At 72.9% G+C, this 22212-nt stretch carries 20 protein-coding genes; 11 read left to right on the forward strand and 9 right to left on the reverse strand.

From position 1 onward, the window contains the following. The first annotated feature begins 178 nt into the window (after positions 1 to 178). The 3 genes from ACZ597_RS30355 (at position 179) to ACZ597_RS30365 (ending at position 2879) form a co-directional block, all read left to right on the forward strand. Entirely contained in the window at positions 179 to 1504 is a 1326-nt protein-coding gene (locus ACZ597_RS30355) for a M20/M25/M40 family metallo-hydrolase (protein ID WP_471336782.1), read from the forward strand. 158 nt (positions 1505 to 1662) lie between these two features. Continuing rightward, positions 1663 to 1896 (forward strand): chaplin ChpH, encoded by a 234-nt coding sequence (gene chpH / locus ACZ597_RS30360; RefSeq protein WP_471336785.1) that lies wholly within the window; start codon positions 1663 to 1665, stop codon positions 1894 to 1896. A 194-nt stretch (positions 1897 to 2090) separates the two neighbouring features. Further along, a complete protein-coding gene (locus ACZ597_RS30365) occupies positions 2091 to 2879 on the forward strand; it encodes a chaplin (RefSeq protein WP_471336788.1) in 789 nt (262 codons plus the stop codon). A gap of 39 nt (positions 2880 to 2918) precedes the next feature. Here the strand turns inward: ACZ597_RS30365 and ACZ597_RS30370 are convergent, their stop codons facing one another. Beyond that, positions 2919 to 3107: a DUF5703 family protein gene (locus tag ACZ597_RS30370; RefSeq protein ID WP_388943548.1), complete on the reverse strand. Its 189-nt coding sequence runs from the start codon at positions 3105 to 3107 to the stop codon at positions 2919 to 2921. Between the two features lie 47 nt (positions 3108 to 3154). On the opposite strand from ACZ597_RS30370, the gene ACZ597_RS30375 reads away from it, so the two are divergent. Continuing rightward, on the forward strand, positions 3155 to 3817 hold the full coding sequence (locus ACZ597_RS30375; RefSeq protein WP_471336791.1) for a hypothetical protein: 663 nt from the start codon (positions 3155 to 3157) through the stop codon (positions 3815 to 3817). Between the two features lie 80 nt (positions 3818 to 3897). Here the strand turns inward: ACZ597_RS30375 and ACZ597_RS30380 are convergent, their stop codons facing one another. After that, on the reverse strand, positions 3898 to 6573 hold the full coding sequence (locus ACZ597_RS30380; protein WP_471336794.1) for a helix-hairpin-helix domain-containing protein: 2676 nt from the start codon (positions 6571 to 6573) through the stop codon (positions 3898 to 3900). Beyond that, positions 6570 to 7553, reverse strand: coding sequence for an aldo/keto reductase (locus tag ACZ597_RS30385; RefSeq protein WP_471336795.1), 984 nt, complete (start codon positions 7551 to 7553; stop codon positions 6570 to 6572). The genes ACZ597_RS30380 and ACZ597_RS30385 overlap by 4 nt, the downstream gene beginning before the upstream one ends. A gap of 109 nt (positions 7554 to 7662) precedes the next feature. Between ACZ597_RS30385 and ACZ597_RS30390 the strand changes: the two genes are divergently transcribed. Both ACZ597_RS30390 and ACZ597_RS30395 read left to right on the forward strand, forming a co-directional pair. Beyond that, positions 7663 to 8712: an LLM class F420-dependent oxidoreductase gene (locus ACZ597_RS30390; protein WP_471336798.1), complete on the forward strand. Its 1050-nt coding sequence runs from the start codon at positions 7663 to 7665 to the stop codon at positions 8710 to 8712. Positions 8713 to 8976: 264 nt separating this feature from the next. Then, positions 8977 to 9765, forward strand: a complete 789-nt coding sequence (locus tag ACZ597_RS30395) for a ferritin-like domain-containing protein (protein ID WP_471336801.1) — start codon at positions 8977 to 8979, stop codon at positions 9763 to 9765. A gap of 14 nt (positions 9766 to 9779) precedes the next feature. On the opposite strand, the gene corA is transcribed toward ACZ597_RS30395, so the two are convergent. After that, complete coding sequence (gene corA, locus ACZ597_RS30400) at positions 9780 to 10772, reverse strand: magnesium/cobalt transporter CorA (protein ID WP_471336804.1); 993 nt, start codon at positions 10770 to 10772, stop codon at positions 9780 to 9782. 54 nt (positions 10773 to 10826) lie between these two features. Here corA and ACZ597_RS30405 point away from each other — a divergent pair, with 54 nt between their 5' ends. The 4 genes from ACZ597_RS30405 (at position 10827) to mshC (ending at position 14351) form a co-directional block, all read left to right on the forward strand. After that, positions 10827 to 11534 carry a histidine phosphatase family protein gene (locus ACZ597_RS30405; protein WP_471336807.1) on the forward strand — a complete coding sequence of 236 codons (708 nt, stop codon included), beginning with the start codon at positions 10827 to 10829 and terminating at the stop codon, positions 11532 to 11534. Positions 11535 to 11610: 76 nt separating this feature from the next. Further along, positions 11611 to 12201 carry a DUF3090 domain-containing protein gene (locus ACZ597_RS30410; protein ID WP_471336810.1) on the forward strand — a complete coding sequence of 197 codons (591 nt, stop codon included), beginning with the start codon at positions 11611 to 11613 and terminating at the stop codon, positions 12199 to 12201. Positions 12202 to 12206: 5 nt separating this feature from the next. Further along, positions 12207 to 13001 carry an SCO1664 family protein gene (locus ACZ597_RS30415; protein WP_471336813.1) on the forward strand — a complete coding sequence of 265 codons (795 nt, stop codon included), beginning with the start codon at positions 12207 to 12209 and terminating at the stop codon, positions 12999 to 13001. A 120-nt stretch (positions 13002 to 13121) separates the two neighbouring features. After that, positions 13122 to 14351, forward strand: coding sequence for a cysteine--1-D-myo-inosityl 2-amino-2-deoxy-alpha-D-glucopyranoside ligase (gene mshC, locus ACZ597_RS30420; RefSeq protein WP_471336816.1), 1230 nt, complete (start codon positions 13122 to 13124; stop codon positions 14349 to 14351). Positions 14352 to 14599: 248 nt separating this feature from the next. Here mshC and ACZ597_RS30425 read toward each other — a convergent pair whose 3' ends face one another. From ACZ597_RS30425 to ACZ597_RS30445, 5 genes are all read right to left on the reverse strand, one after another. Beyond that, on the reverse strand, positions 14600 to 15598 hold the full coding sequence (locus ACZ597_RS30425; RefSeq protein ID WP_471336819.1) for a PAC2 family protein: 999 nt from the start codon (positions 15596 to 15598) through the stop codon (positions 14600 to 14602). A gap of 126 nt (positions 15599 to 15724) precedes the next feature. Continuing rightward, complete coding sequence (locus tag ACZ597_RS30430; RefSeq protein WP_471336822.1) at positions 15725 to 17332, reverse strand: glycerol-3-phosphate dehydrogenase/oxidase; 1608 nt, start codon at positions 17330 to 17332, stop codon at positions 15725 to 15727. A gap of 39 nt (positions 17333 to 17371) precedes the next feature. Beyond that, positions 17372 to 18898, reverse strand: a complete 1527-nt coding sequence (gene glpK / locus ACZ597_RS30435; RefSeq protein WP_471336825.1) for a glycerol kinase GlpK — start codon at positions 18896 to 18898, stop codon at positions 17372 to 17374. 79 nt (positions 18899 to 18977) lie between these two features. Then, positions 18978 to 19760, reverse strand: coding sequence for an MIP/aquaporin family protein (locus ACZ597_RS30440; protein WP_471336828.1), 783 nt, complete (start codon positions 19758 to 19760; stop codon positions 18978 to 18980). Positions 19761 to 20085: 325 nt separating this feature from the next. Further along, positions 20086 to 20853, reverse strand: a complete 768-nt coding sequence (locus ACZ597_RS30445; RefSeq protein WP_471336830.1) for an IclR family transcriptional regulator — start codon at positions 20851 to 20853, stop codon at positions 20086 to 20088. 250 nt (positions 20854 to 21103) lie between these two features. Between ACZ597_RS30445 and ACZ597_RS30450 the strand changes: the two genes are divergently transcribed. After that, positions 21104 to 22212: homocysteine S-methyltransferase family protein (locus tag ACZ597_RS30450; RefSeq protein WP_471336834.1), on the forward strand; the 1109-nt coding region annotated here is incomplete at its 3' end.

Here is a 22212-nt window from a genome sequence, read left to right on the forward strand (position 1 = left end):
CACCCGGACAGGGTGTGCGCCTCACGTCCCTCGCGGGCCGTTCCGACGTGGAAAACATTACCAAACGGCAGGGGGTCCCCGATCACACCCCCCAGCGGGCTCGGAACGCCCTTGGGCGGACGGGCCCGGGGCGGGAGGATGGTGGAGGTAGCCGGTACTGATCAGTGGGAGGAACAGCGTGAGCGCATCGGGCGCGGGCAAGGCCGTCTCCGGCGAGGACGAGGTCGTCGACCTCTGCCGGGACCTCATCCGGATCGACACCAGCAACTACGGGGACCACTCGGGCCCCGGTGAGCGCAAGGCGGCCGAGTGGGTCGCGGAGAAGCTGGCCGAGGTCGGGCTGGAGCCGCAGATCTTCGAGTCGCACAAGGGGCGCGCGTCGACCGTGGCCCGCATCGAGGGCGAGGACCCCTCGCGGCCGGCCCTGCTGATCCACGGGCACACCGACGTCGTCCCGGCCAACGCCGCCGACTGGACCTACGACCCCTTCTCGGGCGAGATCGCCGACGGCTGCGTCTGGGGCCGCGGCGCGGTCGACATGAAGGACATGGACGCGATGACGCTGGCCGTCGTGCGCGACCGCATGCGCAGCGGGCGCAAGCCCCCGCGGGACATCGTGCTGGCCTTCCTCGCGGACGAGGAGGCGGGCGGCACGTACGGGGCCCGCCACCTCGTGGACAAGCACCCCGGGCTCTTCGAGGGCGTCACCGAGGCCATCGGCGAGGTCGGCGGCTTCTCCTTCACGGTGAACGAGAACCTGCGGCTGTACCTCGTGGAGACCGCCCAGAAGGGCATGCACTGGATGCGCCTCACGGTCGACGGCACCGCGGGCCACGGCTCCATGACCAACAACGACAACGCGATCACCGAGCTGTGCGAGGCCGTCGGGCGCCTCGGCCGCCACCAGTGGCCGGTGCGCGTCACGAAGACCGTTCGACACTTCCTCGACGAGCTCTCGGACGCCCTCGGAACCCCGCTCGACCCCGACGACATGGACGCCACGCTCGCCAAGCTCGGCGGCATCGCGAAGATGGTCGGCGCGACCCTGCGCAATTCGGCCGCCCCGACGATGCTCGGCGCCGGCTACAAGGTCAACGTCATTCCCGGCCAGGCCACCGCCCACGTGGACGGCCGCTTCCTGCCGGGGTACGAGGACGAGTTCTTCGCCGACCTCGACCGGATCCTCGGCCCGCGCGTGAGGCGCGAGGACGTCCACGCGGACAAGGCCCTGGAGACGGACTTCGACGGGCGGCTCGTGGACGCCATGCAGGGCGCCCTCAGGGCCGAGGACCCGATCGCGCGGGCGGTCCCGTACATGCTCTCCGGCGGGACGGACGCCAAGTCCTTCGACGACCTCGGCATCCGCTGCTTCGGCTTCGCGCCGCTCCAGCTGCCGCCGGAGCTGGACTTCGCCGGGATGTTCCACGGCGTGGACGAGCGGGTGCCGGTGGACGGGCTGAAGTTCGGCGTCCGGGTCCTGGACCGGTTCATCGACAACGCCTGACGCGAGCGCGTCGCCCCATAACGCCGGAGATTCGGGAAGGTGTGCGGATTCCACTGAGAAGAGTGAATGCGCTCATGCGCTCGTAGCCCCGGTGATCCCTCCTCGTTACAGGTGGTGCGGTCCGCGGCTGGGACCGCACTTGCCTACTAGGAGGAACAATGCTCAAGAAGGTTGTCGCCGCTGCGGCTGCCACCGGTGGTCTGGTTCTCGCGGGTGCGGGCATGGCTGCCGCCGACGCCGGTGCCCAGGGCGCGGCCATCGGCTCCCCCGGTGTCCTGTCCGGGAACGTCGTCCAGGTTCCGGTCCACATCCCGGTCAACGTCTGCGGCAACACCGTCAGCATCATCGGCCTGCTGAACCCGGCCTTCGGCAACACCTGCGTCAACGCCTGACGCTTCTGAAGTTCTGGCCCCGGAGCGCAATCCAGCGCTCCGGGGCCGCCGGGCTTTTACGGCCCGGAAGCTCACTGCTTCGGCGTGGCGGGCGGGGGAGCCCGTACGGTCCGCGCGCCGAACGGAACGTACACACCAGGGGACGAGTACAGATGCGACGACCGGTCCAGGTCACGAGGAAGACACTGATCACGATGGCGGCCGCGGGGGGTGTCCTCGCGTTCGCCGGCGGTCAGGCCCAGGCGGACTCGGGGGCGTCGGGGCACGCCTCGAACTCTCCGGGACTGCTGTCCGGGAACAACGTGCAGGCGCCGGTGGACGCGCCGGTGAACGTGTGCGGCAACACGGTGACGGTGGTGGGGGGTCTGAACCCGGCCTTCGGGAACCGCTGCGCCAACGAGTCGGGCAAGCCGCAGCACCCGGGTCACCCGGGACACCCCGGTCACCCGGGCGGCGGCCATGACGAGCCGTGCGACGACGACGATCACCCCGGTCACCCGGGCAATCCGGGTACCCCGGGCGGGCAGACTCCGGGCAGCCCGGGTGGTCAGAACCCCGGGAACCCCGGCACGCCGGGCGGGCACACCCCGGGCAACCCGGGCGGGCAGAACCCCGGGAACCCGGGCGGGCAGACTCCGGGCAACCCGGGCGGGCAGACGCCCGGGAACCCCGGCACGCCGGGCGGGCACACCCCGGGCAACCCGGGCGGGCAGACGCCCGGGAACCCCGGCACGCCGGGCGGGCACACCCCGGGCAACCCGGGCGGGCAGACGCCCGGGAACCCTGGCGGGCAGACTCCGGGCAACCCGGGTGGTCAGACGCCCGGCAAGCCCGGTGGCCCGGCCGCCGGTCCCGGCCAGGGGGCCGAGGCCGCCCTCGCCGCCACGGGTGCCGGTGACGCCCTGACGGCCGGCGTACCGCTCGCCGGCGGGCTGCTGCTGGCCGGCGCCGTGCTCTACCGGCGCGCCCGCAACGCCGCCTGACGGGCACTCACGACGCGGGCCCCGCACCCGGGGCCCGCGTCACCAGGTCGCGCGGACCTGGCGGATGATCCGGCGGCGCAGCCGCGCGCGGCGGCTGCCGTCCCGGTACAGGGTCAGGCGGTCCAGCTCCCAATTTCCGTATTCCGCATGATCGGTCAGCAGCCGGGTCGCCTCCTTGCGGGGCGTACCACGGGGCACGTACACGTCGACGAATTCGTATTCCGGCATCGCATCTATTGTGCGGGCACCGGCCCGCTACGGATAGCGTCTGCACTATGTCTGATGCCGCTCTGCCCACTGTTGCCGAGGTACGCGCCGCCGCCGAGGCGGTCAAGGCCGCACTCGACCGTCACCTCGCCGCGGTCGAGAGCAGGATCGGGGACGAGGACCCGGCCGTCTACGCCGCCTTCAACGAACTCGCCGCCGCGGCCGAGGAGTACGACGAACTCCTCTACGACCGCCACGACGAGGTCACCCCCTTCGAGATCCCCACGCCCGAGACCGGTGTCCCGTACACCGGCCCCGCCGAGCCCGCCGCCTTCAGCGTGCTCATCCGCCGTGACTACGCCGTCGTCGAACCGGCGCGGCTGATCGCCCAGGCCGAACGGGTCGCCGCGCACGACCAGGACGCCGAGCTCCTCGACGGCGGCGGTACCGCCGGAGCGCTGGGCGTGCTCTTCGGGGAGTACGAGCCCGACGAGATCGCCTCCCGCTACAAGGAGTTCGGTCTGGAGGAGGGCGACTCCACCCTCTGGATCGCCGCCCTGGAGGAGGTCGCGGAACCGGGGGACTGGCTCAACTCGCCCTTCGGGCAGACCGATCCGCAGGACGTGCTGCACCGCTTCGACGTGAGCTCCGTCTTCGACGAGGAGCCCGATTTCGACGACGACGCGGACGAGGAGGAGAGCGCGGCCGAGTCCGGTCTGACCCCGGCCTGACCTCCTCCGGAGCCGCCGCCCTCCCCGTGCCCCGCCCCGCCGACACCGGCGGGGCGGGGCACGGTCCGCGTCGCGGCCCGCTAGGGCTGTTCCTCCTGCGCGGCCGTGAGGGCGCGCAGCAGGCCCGTCAGCCGGGTCGTGCGCGGCTTCGGCAGCCCCTGCGCCACCGCGCGCGGCAGCGCCTCGTCCACCCCGTGCACCACGGACAGGTGCCGCTCGGCCCGCCCGAACGCCGTGTACACCCAGTCCCGGGACAGGGCCTGCGCCGCGTCCCCGGGCAGTACGACGACCACCGCCGGCCAGCGCGAGCCGACAGCCTGGTGCGCCGTCACCGCCCAGCCGTGCCGGACCTGCGCCTCCACCCGCTCCTGCGGTACGACGACCCGCGCGCCCCGCGCCTCCAGGTGCAGCCCCTGCGCGTCGGCCGACACCACCCTGGCCGGCAGGGCCCGCCCGGGCGAGGGCACGTGGACCACCCGGTCGCCCGGGTCGAAGCCGGCGAACCGGCCGGGGCCGGGGTTCAGCCGCTCCTTGAGGGCCGCGTTCAGCGCGCGGGTGCCCGCCGCGCCGCCGTGGCCCGGGGTGACGACCTGCACGTCCTCGGCCGGGATCCCGAAGGCGCGGGGCACCGACTCGGCGACCAGCTGCACGGTGCGGTGCACGGCCTCGCCGGCGTCCCGCACGGGCACGATGACGACCTCCTTGCCGGGTGCGTCGACCCGGTTGAGCTCCCCGACCCCGATCCCCGAGACCAGCTCGCCGATCGGGCCCGGGTCCGGGGCGCGGGACACCACCTGCGGGAAGGCGCGGGCCGCCAGCACGTCGGCGAACACCCGCCCCGGTCCCGCCGATCCGAGCACGCCGGGGTCGCCGGAGAGCACCAGGCGGGCCCCGTCGGCCACGGACTCCACCAGCGCGGCCGCCCCCTCCACGTCCAGCTGCGGCGCGTCCAGGACGATCAGCAGGTCCAGGTCGAACCGGCCGTCGGCGTCCCGCCCCGGGCCCTCCGTCCCCGCGAGCAGCCCGGCCACGGTGACGGCCCCGGGCGCCGGCGCGTGCGCGGCGAGGACCGCACGCAGCCCGAGCTGCCGGGCGGCCGCCAGCAGGGCCGCCGGTTCGGCGCGGGCGGCCTCGCCGCCGGTGTGGGTGACCAGGCCGTGGCCGGCGACGGCCCGGACCAGCTCGGCTCCGGGGCCGCCGGCCGCGGCGGCAGACCAGTCGGCGGGGCCGGCGAAGGTGCCCGCCAGCCGGGCCAGGCCGTCCGCGAGGGCCTCCTCGGCCAGGGCGTGCCCCTCCAGGCCCACGAGGATCCGTACGGGCTGCTCCTCGTCCTCACCGGCGGGCGGGCCCAGCGGCTCGTGGAACACCAGCACCGCGCCGTCGCCGATGGCGGCCTCCAGGACCTCGGCGGGAGCCGGCACCCCGTACTGAGCCAGGGCCTTCTCCAGGACCGGGGCCTCCAGGGCGGTGTGCCCCTTGGCGGCGGCCTGGTCCAGCAGCCAGCCCAGCAGGGCGGCGCCGCGGCGCTCGTCGGCGGGGCCCGCCGAGGGGCCGAGCAGGGCCTGCGCGAAGCCGTCCGCCTGCGTCGGGCGCACCCCGGGGACGGCGAGCAGCCGCCAGGGATCCTCGGTCAGCTGCTCGGCCGCGCCCTCGCCGAGGGCCTCGGCGGCCAGCCCGGCCAGCGCCTCGGGGGCGCCGCCGCGGGCGAGCACGGCGCGGACGGCACCGATGTCCCCGGCGGTGGGGGCGGCCGGGGCGGGGGCCGCGGGGCGCGGCTGCGGGGGAGCGGGGGCGGCCTTGCGGGGGGCGGCGGGGGCCTCGTCGAAGTAGAGGGGGGCGGCCGGTTTGGCACCGCTCTCCACGGCCCGTACGGCGGCCAGCAGGTCGGCGGCCTTGCCGCTGAGCTTGGCACCGGCGTCGACGGGGCCCTCGCGCTCGGCCTTGCGGCGGGCGATGCGTTCGCGCTCGACCTTCTGCGCGGCCAGCTCGGCCTGCGCCTCGGTGAGCCCGGGCGCGACCGGCTCCGCCCCGGCGGCCCCTGCCCCGGCGGCGCCCTGGCCCGCCTCGGGCTCCGCGTCGGGCCCTGCCGGCTCTCCGGCGGCGCCCTGGCCCGGCTCGGGCTCGGTGGCTCCGTCCGTCCGCTCCCCGGCGGCGTCCTGGTCCGGCTCGGGCTCCGCGTCGGGCCCTGCGGGGCTTTCCCCCACCCCGCCCCTTCCCGAAACCGGGGGCTCCGCCCCCGGCCCCCCGCCGACTGCGTCGGACACGTCCGGGCCGTCGGTCCCGGCTACGCCGGCTTCGCCCGGGGCCGAGGGCCCGGGCGAAGCCGGTTCGCCGGAGCTGCCCGGGGCCTCGGCTCCGGCGTCGCCGGGCGCGGGCGCCTCGGCGGCAGCCGGGCCGTCCGGGCCCGCTCCGGGGCCGTCCGGGCCCGCTCCGGGGCCGTCCGGGCCCGCTCCCGGGCCGGCCGGGGTTTCGCCCTGAGCAGCCGGAGCGTCGGCGGCGGAGCCGGCCGCGTCCGGGCCCTGCGCCTGCTCGGCGTCCGCCGTACCGGCACCGGGGCCGTCGCCATCAGCCGCGCCCTGGTCATCGGCGTCCGCCGCACCGGCACCATCCGTGCCCTCCGGGGCTTCGCCCGGACCGGCGGTGCCCGGCACGTCCCCCGCGTCCCGGCCCTCCGGGGTCCCGGCGCCGGGATGGGCGGCGGCTTCGTACGGGTCCTCCGCGGCAGCGGGGTTGGCGGGGTCGGGGGCCGTACTCACAGCGTGCTCCAGTCCTGATCCGGGTAGCGGTGCACGGGCGCCGACACGTCGTCCAGCGCCCGGCGGATCTCCTCCGGAAGGGTAAGGGCCTCCACCGACAGTGCCGCCGCGAGCTGCGCGGACGTGCGGGCGCCGACGATCGGGGCGGCCACCCCCGGCCGGTCGCGGATCCAGGCCAGCGCCACCTGGAGCGGCGTGACCGCCAGGCCCTGCCCGGCCGTGACCACGGCGTCCACGATCCGGCCGGCCGCCTCGTCCAGGTAAGGCTCCACCAGCGCGGCCAGCGCCGGCGACGCGCCCCGGGAGTCGGCCGGCGTCCCGTCGCGGTACTTGGCGGTCAGCACCCCGCGCCCCAGCGGGGACGAGGGCAGCAGCCCCACCCCCAGGTCCAGCGCCGCCGGGAGCACCTCGCGCTCCACGCCCCGCTGGAGCAGCGAGTACTCCATCTGGGTGGAGGCCAGCCGGGTCCGCACCCCGGGCGCGCCGAGCTGCCACGTCGCGGCCTTCGCCAGCTGCCAGCCGCTGAAGTTGGACACCCCCGCGTACCGGGCCCGGCCGCTGGAGACGGCCAGGTCCAGCGCCTGGAGGGTCTCCTCCAGCGGGGTCTGCGGGTCGAAGGCGTGGACCTGCCACAGGTCCACGTAATCGGTGCCCAGCCGGTCGAGGGAGTCGTCCAGGGCGGCCAGCAGGTGACCGCGCGAGCCGTTGAAGCGCCGGTCCGGGTCCGGGACGCTGCCCGACTTGGTCGCGATCACCACGTCCCGGCGCGGCACCAGGGAGCCCACCAGCTGCCCGAGGAGGTACTCCGCCTCCCCGCCGCCGTACACGTCGGCGGTGTCGACGAGCGTGCCGCCCGCCTCCCAGAACGTCTTCAACTGCTCGGCGGCGGCTTCCTCGCCGGTGTCACGGCCCCAGGTCAGGGTGCCGAGGCCGATCCGGGAGACGCGCAGTCCGGTGCGGCCGAGATGCCTCTGCTCCATGAGCGCTGAGACTACTGGGGCACTGACGCGGGGCCGTCGGGCGCGCTACAGTCCCCCGCAGACCCACGTTACTGATCGGTAAACCGGCACATCCGTTAGGGGACGACACATGCGGCTCGGCATCAATCTCGGCTACTGGGGTGCGGGCATGGACGCCGACAACCTCGCCGTCGCCCAGGAGGCCGACCGTCTCGGCTACGACGTCTGCTGGGCGGCGGAGGCCTACGGCTCCGACGCGGCGACCGTACTCGCCTGGGTGGCCGCCCAGACGGAGCGGATCGACGTCGGCTCGGCCATCTTCCAGATCCCGGCCCGCCAGCCCGCGATGACGGCGATGACCGCCGCCACCCTGGACTCGCTCACCAAGGGCCGCTTCCGGCTCGGCCTCGGCGTCTCCGGACCGCAGGTCTCCGAGGGCTGGTACGGCGTGAAGTTCGACAAGCCGCTCGCCCGGACCCGGGAGTACGTGGAGATCGTCCGCAAGGCCATGTCCCGCGAACGGCTGAGCTACGAGGGAGCGCACTGGACCCTCCCGCTGCCCGGCGGCCCCGGCAAGCCGCTCAAGCTGACCGTGCACCCCGAGCGCCCGCACATCCCGCTCTACATCGCCGCCATCGGGCCCAAGAACCTGGAGCAGACCGGCGAGATCGCCGACGGCGCCCTGCTGATCTTCCCGGCCGCCGAGCACCTGGAGGAGACGGCCCTGCGGCACATCCGCGCGGGCCGCGAGAAGGCCGGGCTGACGATGGACGGCTTCGACGTCTGCCCGACCGTACCGCTGGCCATCGGCGAGGACGTGACCGCCCTCGCGGACATGTTCCGCCCCTACACCGCCCTGTACGTCGGCGGCATGGGCAGCCCGAAGCAGAACTTCTACAACCAGCTCGCCCAGCGCATGGGCTACGAGAAGGAGGCCGCCGAGATCCAGGCCAAGTACCTGGGCGGCGACAAGGACGGGGCGGCCGCCGCGGTCCCGCACTCGCTGATCGACTCGACCACCCTGCTCGGCTCCGTGGAGCGGATCGCGGACGGGATGCGGGCCTACGCCGAGGCCGGGGTCACCACCCTCACGCTGGCCCCGGCCGGCTTCACCCTCGACGAGCGGATCGCCGCCCTGCGCGCCGGTACCGAGGCCCTGGAGATCGCCGGCCTCGCCTGACGCGCGGGAAGCCGACGTAGCCGTCGGACGGAGTCCGACGCAGCCGCCCGAAGCCCGCGAAGCGGTGCGAGGGCGGCGTCCAAAAGGAGGTCAGCGGCCGTGGTGGGGGCTCGGGGGGTCTTCCCCGCCACGGCCGACACAGCGAACAACGCCCGGCCCGCCCCCGGGGTTACGCCCCGCCGGGCACCCGCCGGTTTCGTTCATTCGGCCGAGCGCGGGGACGCATCGGTTGCCCGCCCGGTCGATCCGCATTTGACTCGTTGCATGCTCTCTGCCCGCAGCCTGTTCCAGGAGATCGTCGACCACGACGACTCCTTCCAGCTGTTCTGCTCCATCGCCGCCAGCGGGGAGTCCCAGGGCGGCTGGGAGAACGCCCGGATCGCCGCCCTCGTACCCGAGGGCATGCGCGACCTGGCCCCCAAGATCACCCGGCACGGCGCCGACGAGGACAAGCACGGCCGGATCTTCCGGGCCCTGCTGCGCAAGCGCGGCCTGCCCGCCGTCCCCGTCCCGCCCGAGACCGACTACACGATGCTGCTGGAACGCCGCGGCATCGGCCTCGCGCACGACAAGCTGCGCCGGGACGAGACCCTCAGCGAGGAGGACATCGTCGTCTACCTCGCCCACAGCCGGGTCACCGAACAGCGCGCCGCCGACCAGATGGTCATGCTGCTGCGCCACTTCGGCGACCACCCCGAGGTCGGCAAGGCCGTCCGCGTCATCAGCAACGACGAGGACAACCACCTCGCCTACTGCCACGAGGAGCTGCTGCGCCTCGCCCGCGAAGGGCACGGCCGGACCATCCAGCGGGTCCTGCGCGAGAGCGCCCTCACCGAGATCGGCGTCTACCGGGACGTCAGCCTCGCCGTGATGGACCACATGGGCCGGCTGCTCCGCTGGCCCGCGCCCAAGGCCGCCGCCCTCGCCGCCGGCATCCGCGCGATGTACGCGTACGAGCGCTTCAGCGGCTGGCACCGCATGGTCAGCCTGCGCCCACCGGACCGGCAGGACCCGCTGGGCGGCGTGCCCACGACCACCCGCGAGTTCGCGTAGGAAGCCCCCGGTGATCAGAGCCAGCCGCGCCGCTTGAACATCCGGTGCAGGGCCAGGCACAGCCCCACCATGAGCACCACCACCGCCGGATAGCCCCAGGGCTGCCTGAGCTCCGGCATGTCGTCGAAGTTCATCCCGTAGATCCCCGCGACCATCGTCGGGACGGCCGCCATGGCCGCCCACGCGGAGATCTTGCGCATGTCGTCGTTCTGCCTGACGCCCATCTGCGCCAGGTGCGCCGCCAGGGCGTCCGACAACAGACGGTCCAGGCCCTCGATGTACTCGCTCGCCTTCGTCAGGTGGTCGGCGACGTCCCGGAAGAAGGGCTGGGCGTGCCCGTGCACGAAGGGCACCTCCCCGAACGCGAGCCGGTTCATCGGCTGGAGCAGCGGGCTCGTCGCCCGGCGGAACTCCAGCACCTGCCGCTTGAAGCCGTAGATCCGGGCGGCGGTGTTCTTGAAGTCCTGGGGGTTCGGCGCGAACACCTCCGCCTCCAGCTCCTCCAGGTCCGCCTGGAGCTCGGCCGCCACCTCGATGTAGTGGTCCACCACCGCGTCGGACACCGCGTACAGCACCGCCGTCGGGCCGTGCCGCAGCACGTCCGGCTCCTGCTCCAGCCGGTGCCGGACGGCCGCCAGCGCGGCCCCCTCGCCGTGCCGCACCGTCACCACGAAGGAGTCGCCGATGAACACCATCAGCTCGCCCGTGGTCACCGTGTCCGTGTCGTCGTCGTACAGCACCGGCTTGAGGACCACGAAGAGCGAGTCGTCGTACACCTCCAGCTTCGGCCGCTGGTGCGCCGTCAGCGCGTCCTCCACCGCCAGCTTGTGCAGGCCGAAATCGCGGCTCACCCGGTCGAACTCCGCGGGCGTCGGCTCGTACATGCCGACCCACAGGAAGGCGTCGCCGCGGGCCCGGGCCTCCTCCAGCGCGTCGGAGAAGTCCTCGGGCGCCTGCGAGCGGCGGCCGTCCCGGTACATCGCGCAGTCGACAATCACGCCGGGCATTCTTCCCCCACCCGCGCCCGCCCGCACGCCGACGGCACCGCATACCCTGCATGCATGGCCACGCTGATCCTCGTACGACACGGGCGGTCCACCGCCAACACCGCAGGTCTGCTCGCCGGATGGACACCGGGAGTGGCCCTCGACGAACACGGCGCCGGACAGGCCGCCGCACTGCCCGGAAGGCTCGACGGGATCCCCCTCGCCGCAGCCGTCTCCAGCCCGCTCCAGCGCTGCCGGGAGACCCTGGCCCCGCTGCTCGCGGACCGCCCCGACCTGCCGCTGCACACCGACGAGCGGATCGGCGAGTGCCACTACGGCGACTGGTCGGGCCGCAAGCTCTCCGAACTCGCCGACGAACCCCTCATGAAGATCGTCCAGCAGCACCCCTCGGCCGCGGCCTTCCCCGGCGGCGAGTCCATGCGCGCCATGCAGGCCCGCGCCGTGGACGCCGTACGCGAATGGAACACGCGGATCGAGGAGGAGCACGGCCCCGGCGCCGCCTTCCTCATGTGCTCCCACGGCGACATCATCAAGTCCCTCGTCGCCGACGCCCTCGGCATGCACCTCGACCTCTTCCAGCGGATCCACGTCGAGCCCTGCTCGGTCACCGCGATCCGCTACACCCCCACCCGGCCCTTCCTGCTGCGCCTCGGAGACACCGGCGACCTCGCCCCGCTGATCCCGCACCCGGTCGCCTCCGCCGAGGCCGAGACCGAGGGCGGCGGCAACGCCGTCGTGGGGGGCGGCGCGGGCGCGGCCTGATCGAACGGAGCAGTAGGGTGGCAGGGCCAACAACACGTGAGCAGCCCTGCCCCTGCCTCAGACTTGGAGACTGGACGTGCCCCGTCAGGTGTTCCTTTACGACCCCCCGGACCGCTTCGTGGCCGGCACGGTCGGTCTGCCTGGACGCCGCACCTTCTTCCTCCAGGCCTCCGCGGGCGCCCGCGTCACCAGCGTCTCGCTGGAGAAGACCCAGGTGGCGGCGCTGGCCGAGCGGATGGACGAGCTGCTCGACGAGGTCGTGCGGCGGACCGGCGGCAACGCGCCCGTCCCGGCCGTCGCCTCCACCGAGGCCGCCGACACCGCACCGCTGGACGTCCCCGTCGAGGAGGAGTTCCGGGTCGGCACCATGGCCCTCGCCTGGGACGGCGAGGAGCAGCGGATGATCGTCGAGGCGCAGGCGCTCGTCGAACTCGAAGCGGACTCCGAGGAGGACCTCGCCGAGGCCGAGGAGCGCCTGCTCCAGGACGAGGAGAACGGCCCGCCGATGCTGCGGGTCCGGCTCTCCGGCGCACAGGCCCGGGCCTTCGCCAAGCGGGCCCTCGACGTGGTCAACGCGGGACGGCCGCCGTGCCCGCTGTGCAGCCTGCCCCTCGACCCCGAGGGCCACGTCTGCCCCCGCCAGAACGGGTACCGGCGCCAGGCGTGAGCGAGGTGACCCCCATAGAGGAGCTGCTCACCCGAGGTGAGCTCACCGTCCGCGGCCGCATCGCCGAGGCCTCCAACGCGGTCCTGCTGTGCACCGTCGCCCACGAGGGGCGCAGCGCGGAGTGCGTCTACAAGCCCGTCAAGGGCGAGCGGCCCCTGTGGGACTTCCCCGACGGGAACCTCGCCCGGCGCGAGCGCGCCGCCTACCTGGTCTCCGAGGCCACCGGGTGGGGCCTGGTGCCCACCACCGTGCTGCGCGACGGCCCGTACGGAGAGGGCATGGTCCAGCACTGGATCGACGCCGGAGAATCACCGGAGTCCGGGCTGCTGGCCCTCGTCGAGGGGGAGGAGGCGGGGGAGGGCTGGAAGCCGGTCGCCCTCGCCGAGGTGGGGGAGGGCCGCACCGCCCTCCTCGTACACGCCGACGACCCCCGGCTGCGCCGCCTCGCCGTACTGGACGCGGTGATCAACAACGGCGACCGCAAGGGCGGCCACCTGCTGCCCGCGCCGGACGGCCGGCTCTACGGGATCGACCACGGCGTGACCTTCCACACGGAGGACAAGCTGCGCACCCTGCTCTGGGGCTGGGCGGGCGAGCCGCTCACCGACGAGGCCCGCGAGGTCCTGGGGTCCCTGGGGGCGCAGCTGGCGGACGGGGCGCCGCTCGCCACCCGGCTGGGCGAACTGATCACCCCGGTCGAGCTGGCCGCGGTACGGGGCCGCGTGGCGCAGTTGCTGCGGGACGGGAAGCACCCGCAGCCGTCCGGGCAGTGGCCGGCGATCCCCTGGCCGCCCGTCTGAGCAGGGGCGTCGCCGGATGATCGCGGACGCATAGAACCGGCCAGACCGCAAGAGTGCCGATCAAGCCAACAGTGCTGGTCCCATTCGTTCGCGGAACACTCGTCCGGTTAGGCTCGAACCATGCATGCCTGGCCCGCTTCTGAGGTCCCCGCCCTGCCCGGCAAGGGCCGCGACCTCCAGATCCACGACACCGCGACCCAGGGGACGATCACCCTCGCCCCCGGTCCCGTCGCCCGCCTCTACGTCTGCGGGATCACCCCGTACGACGCGACCCACATCGGTCACGCGGCGACCTACAACGCGTTCGACCTCGTGCAGCGCGTGTGGCTCGACAACAAGCGGCAGGTCCACTACGTCCAGAACGTCACGGACGTGGACGATCCGCTGCTGGAGCGGGCGCTGCGCGACGGACACGACTGGACCGAGCTCGCCGAACGCGAGACGGCCCTCTTCCGCGAGGACATGACCGCCCTGCGCATGCTGCCGCCGCAGCACTACATCGGAGCCGTCGAGGCCATACCGGGCATCGTCCCGCTGGTCGAGCGGCTCCGGGACGCGGGCGCGGCGTACGAGCTCGACGGCGACGTCTACTTCTCGGTGGAGTCCGACCCGAACTTCGGCGGGGTCTCCCACCTCGACGCCGCGGCGATGCGGGCCCTGTCCGCCGAGCGCGGCGGCGACCCGGACCGCCCGGGCAAGAAGAACCCCCTCGACCCGATGCTGTGGATGGCCGCCCGCGAGGGCGAGCCGAGCTGGGACGGCGGCTCCCTGGGCCGCGGCCGGCCGGGCTGGCACATCGAGTGCGTGGCCATCGCCCTGGACCACCTGGGCATGGGCTTCGACATCCAGGGCGGCGGCTCCGACCTGGCGTTCCCGCACCACGAGATGGGCGCCTCGCACGCGCAGGCCCTGACGGGCGAGTTCCCGATGGCCAAGGCCTACGTCCACGCGGGCATGGTCGCGCTGCACGGCGAGAAGATGTCGAAGTCCAAGGGCAACCTGGTCTTCGTCTCGGCGCTGCGGCGGGCCGGGGTGGACCCGGCGGCGATCCGCCTGGCGCTGCTCGCGCACCACTACCGGGCGGACTGGGAGTGGACGGACGACGTCCTCGCCCAGGCGCAGGCCCGCCTGGCGCGCTGGCGCGCGGCCGTCTCCCGGCCGGACGGCCTGCCGGCCGAGGAACTGGTGGAGGAGGTCCGGGCGGCCCTGGCCGACGACCTGAACGCCCCGGCGGCGCTGGCGGCGGTGGACGCCTGGGTGGACGCCCAGAACGCCTCCGACGGAGACGACGAGTCGGCTCCCGGTCTGGTCTCCCGCACGGTCGACGCCCTCCTGGGCGTGGCCCTGTAGCACCGGCTTCCGATGCCCCCCGGCTCCGCCGGAGCCGGGGGGCATCGCCGTGCCGGGTGCCGGGGGCGGGCCGGGCTGCCTGCGGCGCCGCTCCCCGCCCCGCCCTTCACCCGTTCTCGCCTCAAACGCAGGCGGGGCTGGAGAATCCAGCCCCGCCGGCGTTTGAGGCGCGGGTCCGGGCGGAGCCCGGTGAACGGTGGAAGGGCGGGTAGGGGACCAGCCCCGCGCAGCGGCGGACCCGCGGAGGGTCAGGGCTCGGGGGTGTCCCCGGGTTCGTCCGGCTCCGGCGGGGCCGCAGGGGGCTGGGGTTCCTCCGCGGAGGCGTCACGGCGGCGCGGCGGCCGCGTCAGCCCGCTGGAGGTGTCCCGGAGGTAGGAGCCGTCACCCGGCTGCTCCGCGGCAGCGGACGGGTCCCGCCGCCGCAGGTACCGCTCGAACTCCCGGGCGATCGCGTCCCCCGACGCCTCCGGCAGGTCGGCCGTGTCCCGCGCCTCCTCCAGCGTCTGGACGTACTCCGCCACCTCGCTGTCCTCGGCGGCCAGTTGGTCCACGCCCAGCTGCCAGGCCCGCGCGTCCTCCGGCAGTTCGCCGAGCGGGATCCGGATGTCGATCAGGTCCTCCAGCCGGTTCAGCAGCGCCAGCGTCGCCTTCGGGTTCGGCGGCTGCGACACGTAGTGCGGGACCGCGGCCCACAGCGACACGGCCGGAACCCCGGCGTGCGTGCAGGCCTCCTGGAGCACGCCCACGATCCCCGTGGGGCCCTCGTACTTCGTCTCCTCCAGGTCCATCGTCCGCGCGAGGTCCGCGTCCGAGGTCACCCCGCTCACCGGCACCGGCCGCGTGTGCGGGGTGTCGCCCAGCAGCGCGCCCAGGATGACGACCATCTCGACGCCCAGCTCGTGCGCGAACCCGAGCAGCTCGTTGCAGAACGACCGCCACCGCATCGACGGCTCGATGCCCCGCACGAGCACCAGGTCGCGCGGCTTCGCGCCCCCGATCCGGACCACCGACAGCCGCGTCGTGGGCCAGGTGATCTTCCTGACCCCGTTGTCGAGCCACACCGTCGGCCGGTTGACCTGGAAGTCGTAGTAGTCCTCGGCGTCCAGCGCCGCGAAGACCTCGCCCTTCCACTCCCGGTCCAGGTGCGCCACCGCACCGGAGGCGGCGTCACCCGCGTCGTTCCAGCCCTCGAACGCGGCCACCATGACCGGGTCGATCAGCTCGGGCACGCCCTCAAGCTCGATCACCCAGGTCTCCTTCCGAAGTTCCTTGCGTACGTGGGTCAGCCTAAGCCTTCGGGGTACGTCGGCCACAGCCCACGACAGAGGGGCGGTTCCCCTCGGAACCGCCCCTCTTCCCCACCTGCGTACGAGCTATGCCTTGCGGCCCAGCATCTCCTGGACGCGGGCCCGTACGGCCTCGTCGTCCAGGCCTCGGACCGTCACCGTCGTACGGCGGCGCAGCACGTCGTCGACCGTCTGGGCCCACTCGTTGTCACGGGCGTAGGCGACCTGCGCCCAGATCTCCGGACCGTCCGGGTGGATGCGCTCGGCCAGCGCCGGGTCCTCGTTCGCCAGGCGGGCGATGTCGAAGGCCAGCGAGCCGTAGTGCGAGGCCAGGTGGCGGGCGGTCAGCGGGTCCATGCGGGCGCCGGGCTCGCGGTCCACCAGCAGGCGGTGCGCCACCGCGTTCGGGTTGGCGACACCGGGCAGCGGGACGCGGCGCACGAGGGACTTCACCGGCTCCATGTCCTCGGTCAGCGGGCTGCCGGGGAGCTTGGCGAGCTTGTCCATGACCACGCGGCCGATGTGGCGGTACGTGGTCCACTTGCCGCCGGCCACGGACAGCATGCCGCCCGCGCCCTCGGAGACCACCGTCTCGCGCTTGGCCTTCTCGACGCCGCCGGGGCCGCCGGGCAGCACGCGCAGGCCGGCGAAGGCATACGTCATCAGCGACCGGTCGAGGTCGGCGTCCTTGATGGAGAACGCGGCCTCGTCCAGGATCTGCTGGATGTCGGACTCGGTGGCGCGCACGTCCGCCGGGTCGCCCTCGTACACCTCGTCGGTGGTGCCGAGCAGCAGCTGGTCCTCCCACGGGAGGGCGAAGGTGATGCGGTACTTGTCGATCGGGGTGGCCATGGCGGCCTTCCACGGCGACTTGCGCTTCATGACGATGTGCGCGCCCTTGGAGAGGCGGATCGACGGCATCGCGTGCTTGTCTTCCATGCGCCGCAGGTGGTCCACCCACGGGCCGGTGGCGTTGAGCACGACGCGCGCGTCGACTCCGAACTCGGTGCCGTCCAGGCGGTCCTTGAGCTCGGCGCCGCTGACCCGGCCGCGCGTCATGCGCAGGCCGGTGACCTCGGCGTGGTTGAGGACGACCGCGCCGGACTCGACGGCCGCGCGGACCGTCATCACGGCGACGCGGGAGTCGTTCATCTGGTGGTCGTAGTAGACCGCGACGGCCTTGAGGTTGTCCGTCTTGAGGCCGGGGTTGTCGGCGACGGCACGCGCCGGGGATATGACCTTGCCCATGCCGTCGCCGAAGGCCGAGAGGGCGGAGTAGGCGAAGACGCCCGCGCCCAGCTTGGCCGCACCCACCGGACCGCCCTTGTAGACCGGCAGGTAGAACGTGAGCGGGTTGACCAGGTGCGGGGCCACGTCCTTGGCCAGCACCCGCCGCTCGTGGTGGTTCTCCGCCACCAGCTTGACCGCGCCGGTCTGCAGGTAGCGCAGACCGCCGTGGACGAGCTTCGAGGAGGCCGAGGAGGTGGCGCCGGCGAAGTCGCCGGCGTCCACCATGGCAACCCGCAGACCCGACTGCGCGGCGTGCCAGGCCACCGAGGTGCCCAGGATCCCACCGCCGATGACCAGCAGGTCGTACGTGGCCTTCGAGAGCTGCTCGCGGGTCTCCGCGCGGCTCGCGTTGGCACCGGAAGTCGGGTGCGTACCCAGGGCGGGAACGCTCTGCAGGGTGCTCATATCTCTTTCAGCTCCTCGTCGATTGACTCAGCCGGTGCGTCAGCTGGCGTCTTCGTCGTCGATCCAGCCCATGGACCGCTCGACGGCCTTGAGCCAGTTCTTGTACTCGCGGTCCCGCTGGTCGGCGGGCATGCGCGGGGTCCACTCCGCCGCACGGCGCCAGTTGGCGCGCAGGGCGTCGGTGTCGGGCCAGAAGCCGACGGCCAGGCCGGCGGCGTAGGCGGCGCCGAGGCAGGTGGTCTCGGCGACCATCGGGCGCACCACGGGGGCGTCCAGGAAGTCCGAGAGCGTCTGCATCAGCAGGTTGTTGGAGGTCATACCACCGTCGACCTTGAGGGCCGCCAGCTCGACGCCGGAGTCCTTGGTCATGGCGTCGGTGATCTCGCGGGTCTGCCAGGCGGTGGCCTCCAGGACGGCACGGGCGATGTGCGCCTTGGTGACGTACCGGGTGAGGCCGGCGATCACACCGCGGGCGTCGGAGCGCCAGTACGGGGCGAACAGGCCGGAGAAGGCCGGCACGAAGTAGGCGCCGCCGTTGTCCTCGACCGAGAGCGCGAGGGTCTCGATCTCGGCCGCGGTCTTGATCATGCCCATCTGGTCGCGCATCCACTGGACGAGCGAGCCGGTGACGGCGATGGAGCCCTCCAGGGCGTAGACCGGCTTCTGGTCGCCGATCTGGTAGCCGACCGTGGTCAGCAGGCCGCTGTAGGAGTTGATGATCTTGTCGCCGGTGTTCATCAGCATGAACGTGCCGGTGCCGTAGGTCGACTTCGCCTCGCCCTCGGCGAAACAGGTCTGGCCGAAGAGCGCGGCCTGCTGGTCGCCGAGCGCCGAGGCGACCGGGACGCCGGCGAGGACGCCGTCCTTGACGTGGCCGTAGACCTCGGCGGAGGACTTGATCTCGGGGAGCACGTTGAGCGGGACGCCCATCGACTCCGCGATCTTCTCGTCCCATGCCAGGGTGTGCAGGTTCATCAGCATGGTGCGCGAGGCGTTGGTGACGTCCGTGACGTGCGTACCGCCCTGGGCGCCACCGGTGAGGTTCCAGATGACCCAGGAGTCCATGGTGCCGAAGAGGATGTCGCCGGCTTCGGCGCGCTCGCGCAGGCCCTCGACGTTGTCGAGCAGCCAGCGGACCTTCGGGCCGGCGAAGTAGCTCGCCAGCGGCAGGCCGGTCTCGCGGCGGAAGCGGTCCTGGCCGACGTTGCGGCCGAGCTCCTTGCACAGGGCGTCGGTGCGGGTGTCCTGCCAGACCAGCGCGTTGTGCACCGGCTCGCCGGTGTTCTTGTCCCACAGGACGGTGGTCTCGCGCTGGTTGGTGATGCCGACCGCCTTGACGTCGGCGGCGGTGATCTCGGCCTTGGCGATGGCGCCGGCGACGACCTCCTGGACGTTGGTCCAGATCTCGACGGCGTCGTGCTCGACCCAGCCCGGCTTCGGGAAGATCTGCTCGTGCTCCTTCTGGTCGACGGCCACGATGCGGCCGTCGCGGTCGAAGACGATGCAGCGGGAGGAGGTGGTGCCCTGGTCGATCGCGGCGATGAAGGGGCCGGTGCTGCTGGTCATGATGGCTGCTCCTGGCAGGTCTGTTGAGTAGGCGGAATCAGGAGGGCGGTGCGGTTCTTGCGAGCGCGGCCGAAGCTGATCAGGCGAACGCGATGTTGTACAGACCGCCGGCGAGCGCGGCACCGACGAGCGGGCCGACGACCGGGATCCAGGAGTACCCCCAGTCCGAACCGCCCTTGTTGGGCAGCGGGAGCAGGGCGTGGACGATGCGGGGACCGAGGTCGCGGACCGGGTTGATGGCGTAGCCGGTCGGACCGCCGAGGGAGAGGCCGATGCCGACGACCACGAAGGAGGTGATCAGGACGCCGATGACGCCGAGGCCCTTGCCGCCGTCCTGGAGGCCCTGCGTCAGGATCGCGATGACCAGGACGAAGGTGCCGATGATCTCCGTGGCGAGGTTCTGGACCACGTTGCGGATCTCGGGGCCGGTGGAGAAGATGCCGAGCACCGGGCCGGCCTGGTCGTGCGGGTGCGGGTCCTCGGGGCCGAGCGTGGCGTCCTTGATGTTCTCGGGGTCCGCCAGGTGCACGCGGAACTGGCCGTAGTAGGTGATCCACATCAGGACCGCGCCGAGCATGGCGCCGAGGAGCTGGCCCGCGAAGTAGACGGGGACGTCACCCCACTCGCCGGTCTTCACGGCGATGCCGACGGTGACCGCCGGGTTGAGGTGCGCGCCGGAGAGCGGCGCGGAGACGTAGGCGGCGATCAGGACCGCGAAGCCCCAGCCGAAGGTGATCGCGAGCCAGCCCGCGCCGCGGGCCTTGGAGCTCTTGAGCGTGAGGGCGGCGCACACGCCGCCGCCGAGCAGAGTGAGCAGGGCGGTACCGATGGTCTCGCCGATGAAGATGTCGGAGCTGGACACCCGCGACTCCTTTGTCTTACGTCCAGGGGTGGGCGGACACCGGGTCCCTCCGGTGGTCCACACACTCGGTGAGTGCTTCACCGGTCCATGGCCTCGCCATAGCCTAACGCGTATTGCCGGTAGGTGTTCGACAATGCCGACCGATGAACGGCAGTTTTCCGCCTGGGTGAAGAACGCGTCAAGGGCTGACCAGGTCAAAGAACCGGATCGTTACCACTCGGTACGATCGCCCAAATCAGGCCAATGGATGATCGGAAAACGCCAAAGTCCACCCGAATGACCCGCGAGAGGGGTCATTGGGTGGACCGAATGAATCAGGTCAAGCTCAGAACCGGCCCGCGCCGAGATCGCGCGAAACCGACCGTGCGCAGTCCCGCACGGAGGCCACCAGGGCCGGCCGCGGCTCCCCGGACTCCCCGCAGACCCGCTCCACGGCGCCCGCGACGGCCACCGCGCCGACCGGCATCCGCCGCCGGTCGTGGATGGGCGCGGCCACCGAGGCGACCCCCTCCCAGGTCTCCTCGACGTCCGAGGCCCAGCCGCGCGCCCGGGTCAGGTCCAGGAGCTCCTCGAAACCCGCCGCGTCGGTCACCGTGCGGGGCGTGAAGGCCTCCCGCTCCGCGTCCAGGGCCTCCGTGTGCGCCACCGGGTCGTAGGCCGACAGCACCTTGCCCAGGGCCGTGGAGTGCAGCGGCTGCATCGCGCCCACCTCCAGCACTTGACGGCTGTCGTCCGGGCGGAACACGTGGTGCATGATCAGCACCCCGCTCTGGTGGAGCACCCCCACGTACACGCTCTCGCCGCTGGCCCGGGCCAGGTCGTCCGTCCACACCAGGGCGCGGGCGCGCAGCTCGTGCACGTCCAGGTAGCTGTTGCCCAGGCGCAGCAGCTCCGCGCCGAGCTGGTACCGCCCGGAGGCCGGGTCCTGCTCCACGAAGCCCTCGGCCTGCAGCGTGCGCAGGATCCCGTGCGCCGTGCCCTTGGCCAGGCCCAGGGCGGACGCCACGTCCGAGAGACCCAGCCGGCGTTCCCCGCCGGCCAGGAGCCGCAGCATCGCAGCGGCTCGTTCGAGCGACTGGATGTTCCGTGCCATCGCGCAGCCTCCTGCTGACGTAGTTCGACAATGCTGAACAGTATCGGTCGATGCCGACCTCGTGCATGGTTGGGTGTTTCACGGTGCGGCGTGCCCGAGGCACCCTCCCACGCGGCTCCCGGGCAAAGGATGCAGTCCGCCACGTGGGACGCCCTCACCGGGTCCGCTGCCGCGCGGTTACCCTGACCGCGTGCACCCTTGACACAGAGGGTGCAAAGCCGACAGCCGTCGCAGCCCAGGGAGCTCAACCATGGCCTCGTTGCCGAACCCGCCCGCAGACACCCAGACACGGGCCGATGCCCTCCGGGAGGCGCTGGCGACCCGTGTGGTCGTCGCCGACGGAGCCATGGGAACCATGCTCCAGGCGCAGGACCCTTCGTTGGAGGACTTCCAGCAGCTGGAGGGCTGCAACGAGGTCCTGAACGTGACCCGCCCCGACATCGTCCGCTCGGTCCACGAGGCGTACTTCTCGGTGGGCGTCGACTGCGTGGAGACCAACACCTTCGGTGCGAACTACGCGGCCCTGGCCGAGTACGACATCCCCGAACGCAACTTCGAGCTGTCGGAGTCCGGGGCCCGGATCGCCCGCGAGGTCGCCGACGAGTTCACCGCCTCCACCGGGCAGCAGCGCTGGGTGCTGGGCTCGATGGGGCCGGGCACGAAGCTGCCCACGCTGGGCCACATCACCTACGCCCAGATCCGTGACGCCTACCAGGTCAACGCGGAGGGCCTGATCTCCGGCGGCGCGGACGCGCTGCTCGTGGAGACCACCCAGGACCTCCTCCAGACCAAGTCCTCCATCATCGGCGCCCGCCGCGCCATGGAGGCCCTCGGCGTCAGCGTTCCGCTCATCTGCTCCGTCACCGTCGAGACCACCGGCACGATGCTGCTGGGTTCGGAGATCGGTGCGGCGCTGACGGCGCTGGAGCCGCTGGGGATCGACATGATCGGTCTGAACTGCGCGACCGGTCCGGCGGAGATGAGCGAGCACCTGCGCTACCTCGCCCGCAACGCCCGCATCCCGCTGTCGTGCATGCCGAACGCGGGTCTGCCGGTGCTGACCAAGCAGGGCGCCCACTACCCGCTGTCCGCCTCCGAGCTGGCGGACGCGCAGGAGACCTTCGTCCGCGAGTACGGCCTCTCCCTCGTCGGCGGCTGCTGCGGCACCACGCCCGAGCACCTGCGGAAGGTCGTGGAGCGGGTCCGCGGCACGGCGATCACCGAGCGCTCGCCGCAGCCGGAGCCGGGTGCGGCGTCGCTGTATCAGACGGTGCCGTTCCGGCAGGACACGTCGTACATGGCGATCGGTGAGCGGACGAACGCGAACGGGTCGAAGAAGTTCCGTGAGGCGATGCTGGA

This window comes from Streptomyces sp. NPDC040718, assembly GCF_055593565.1.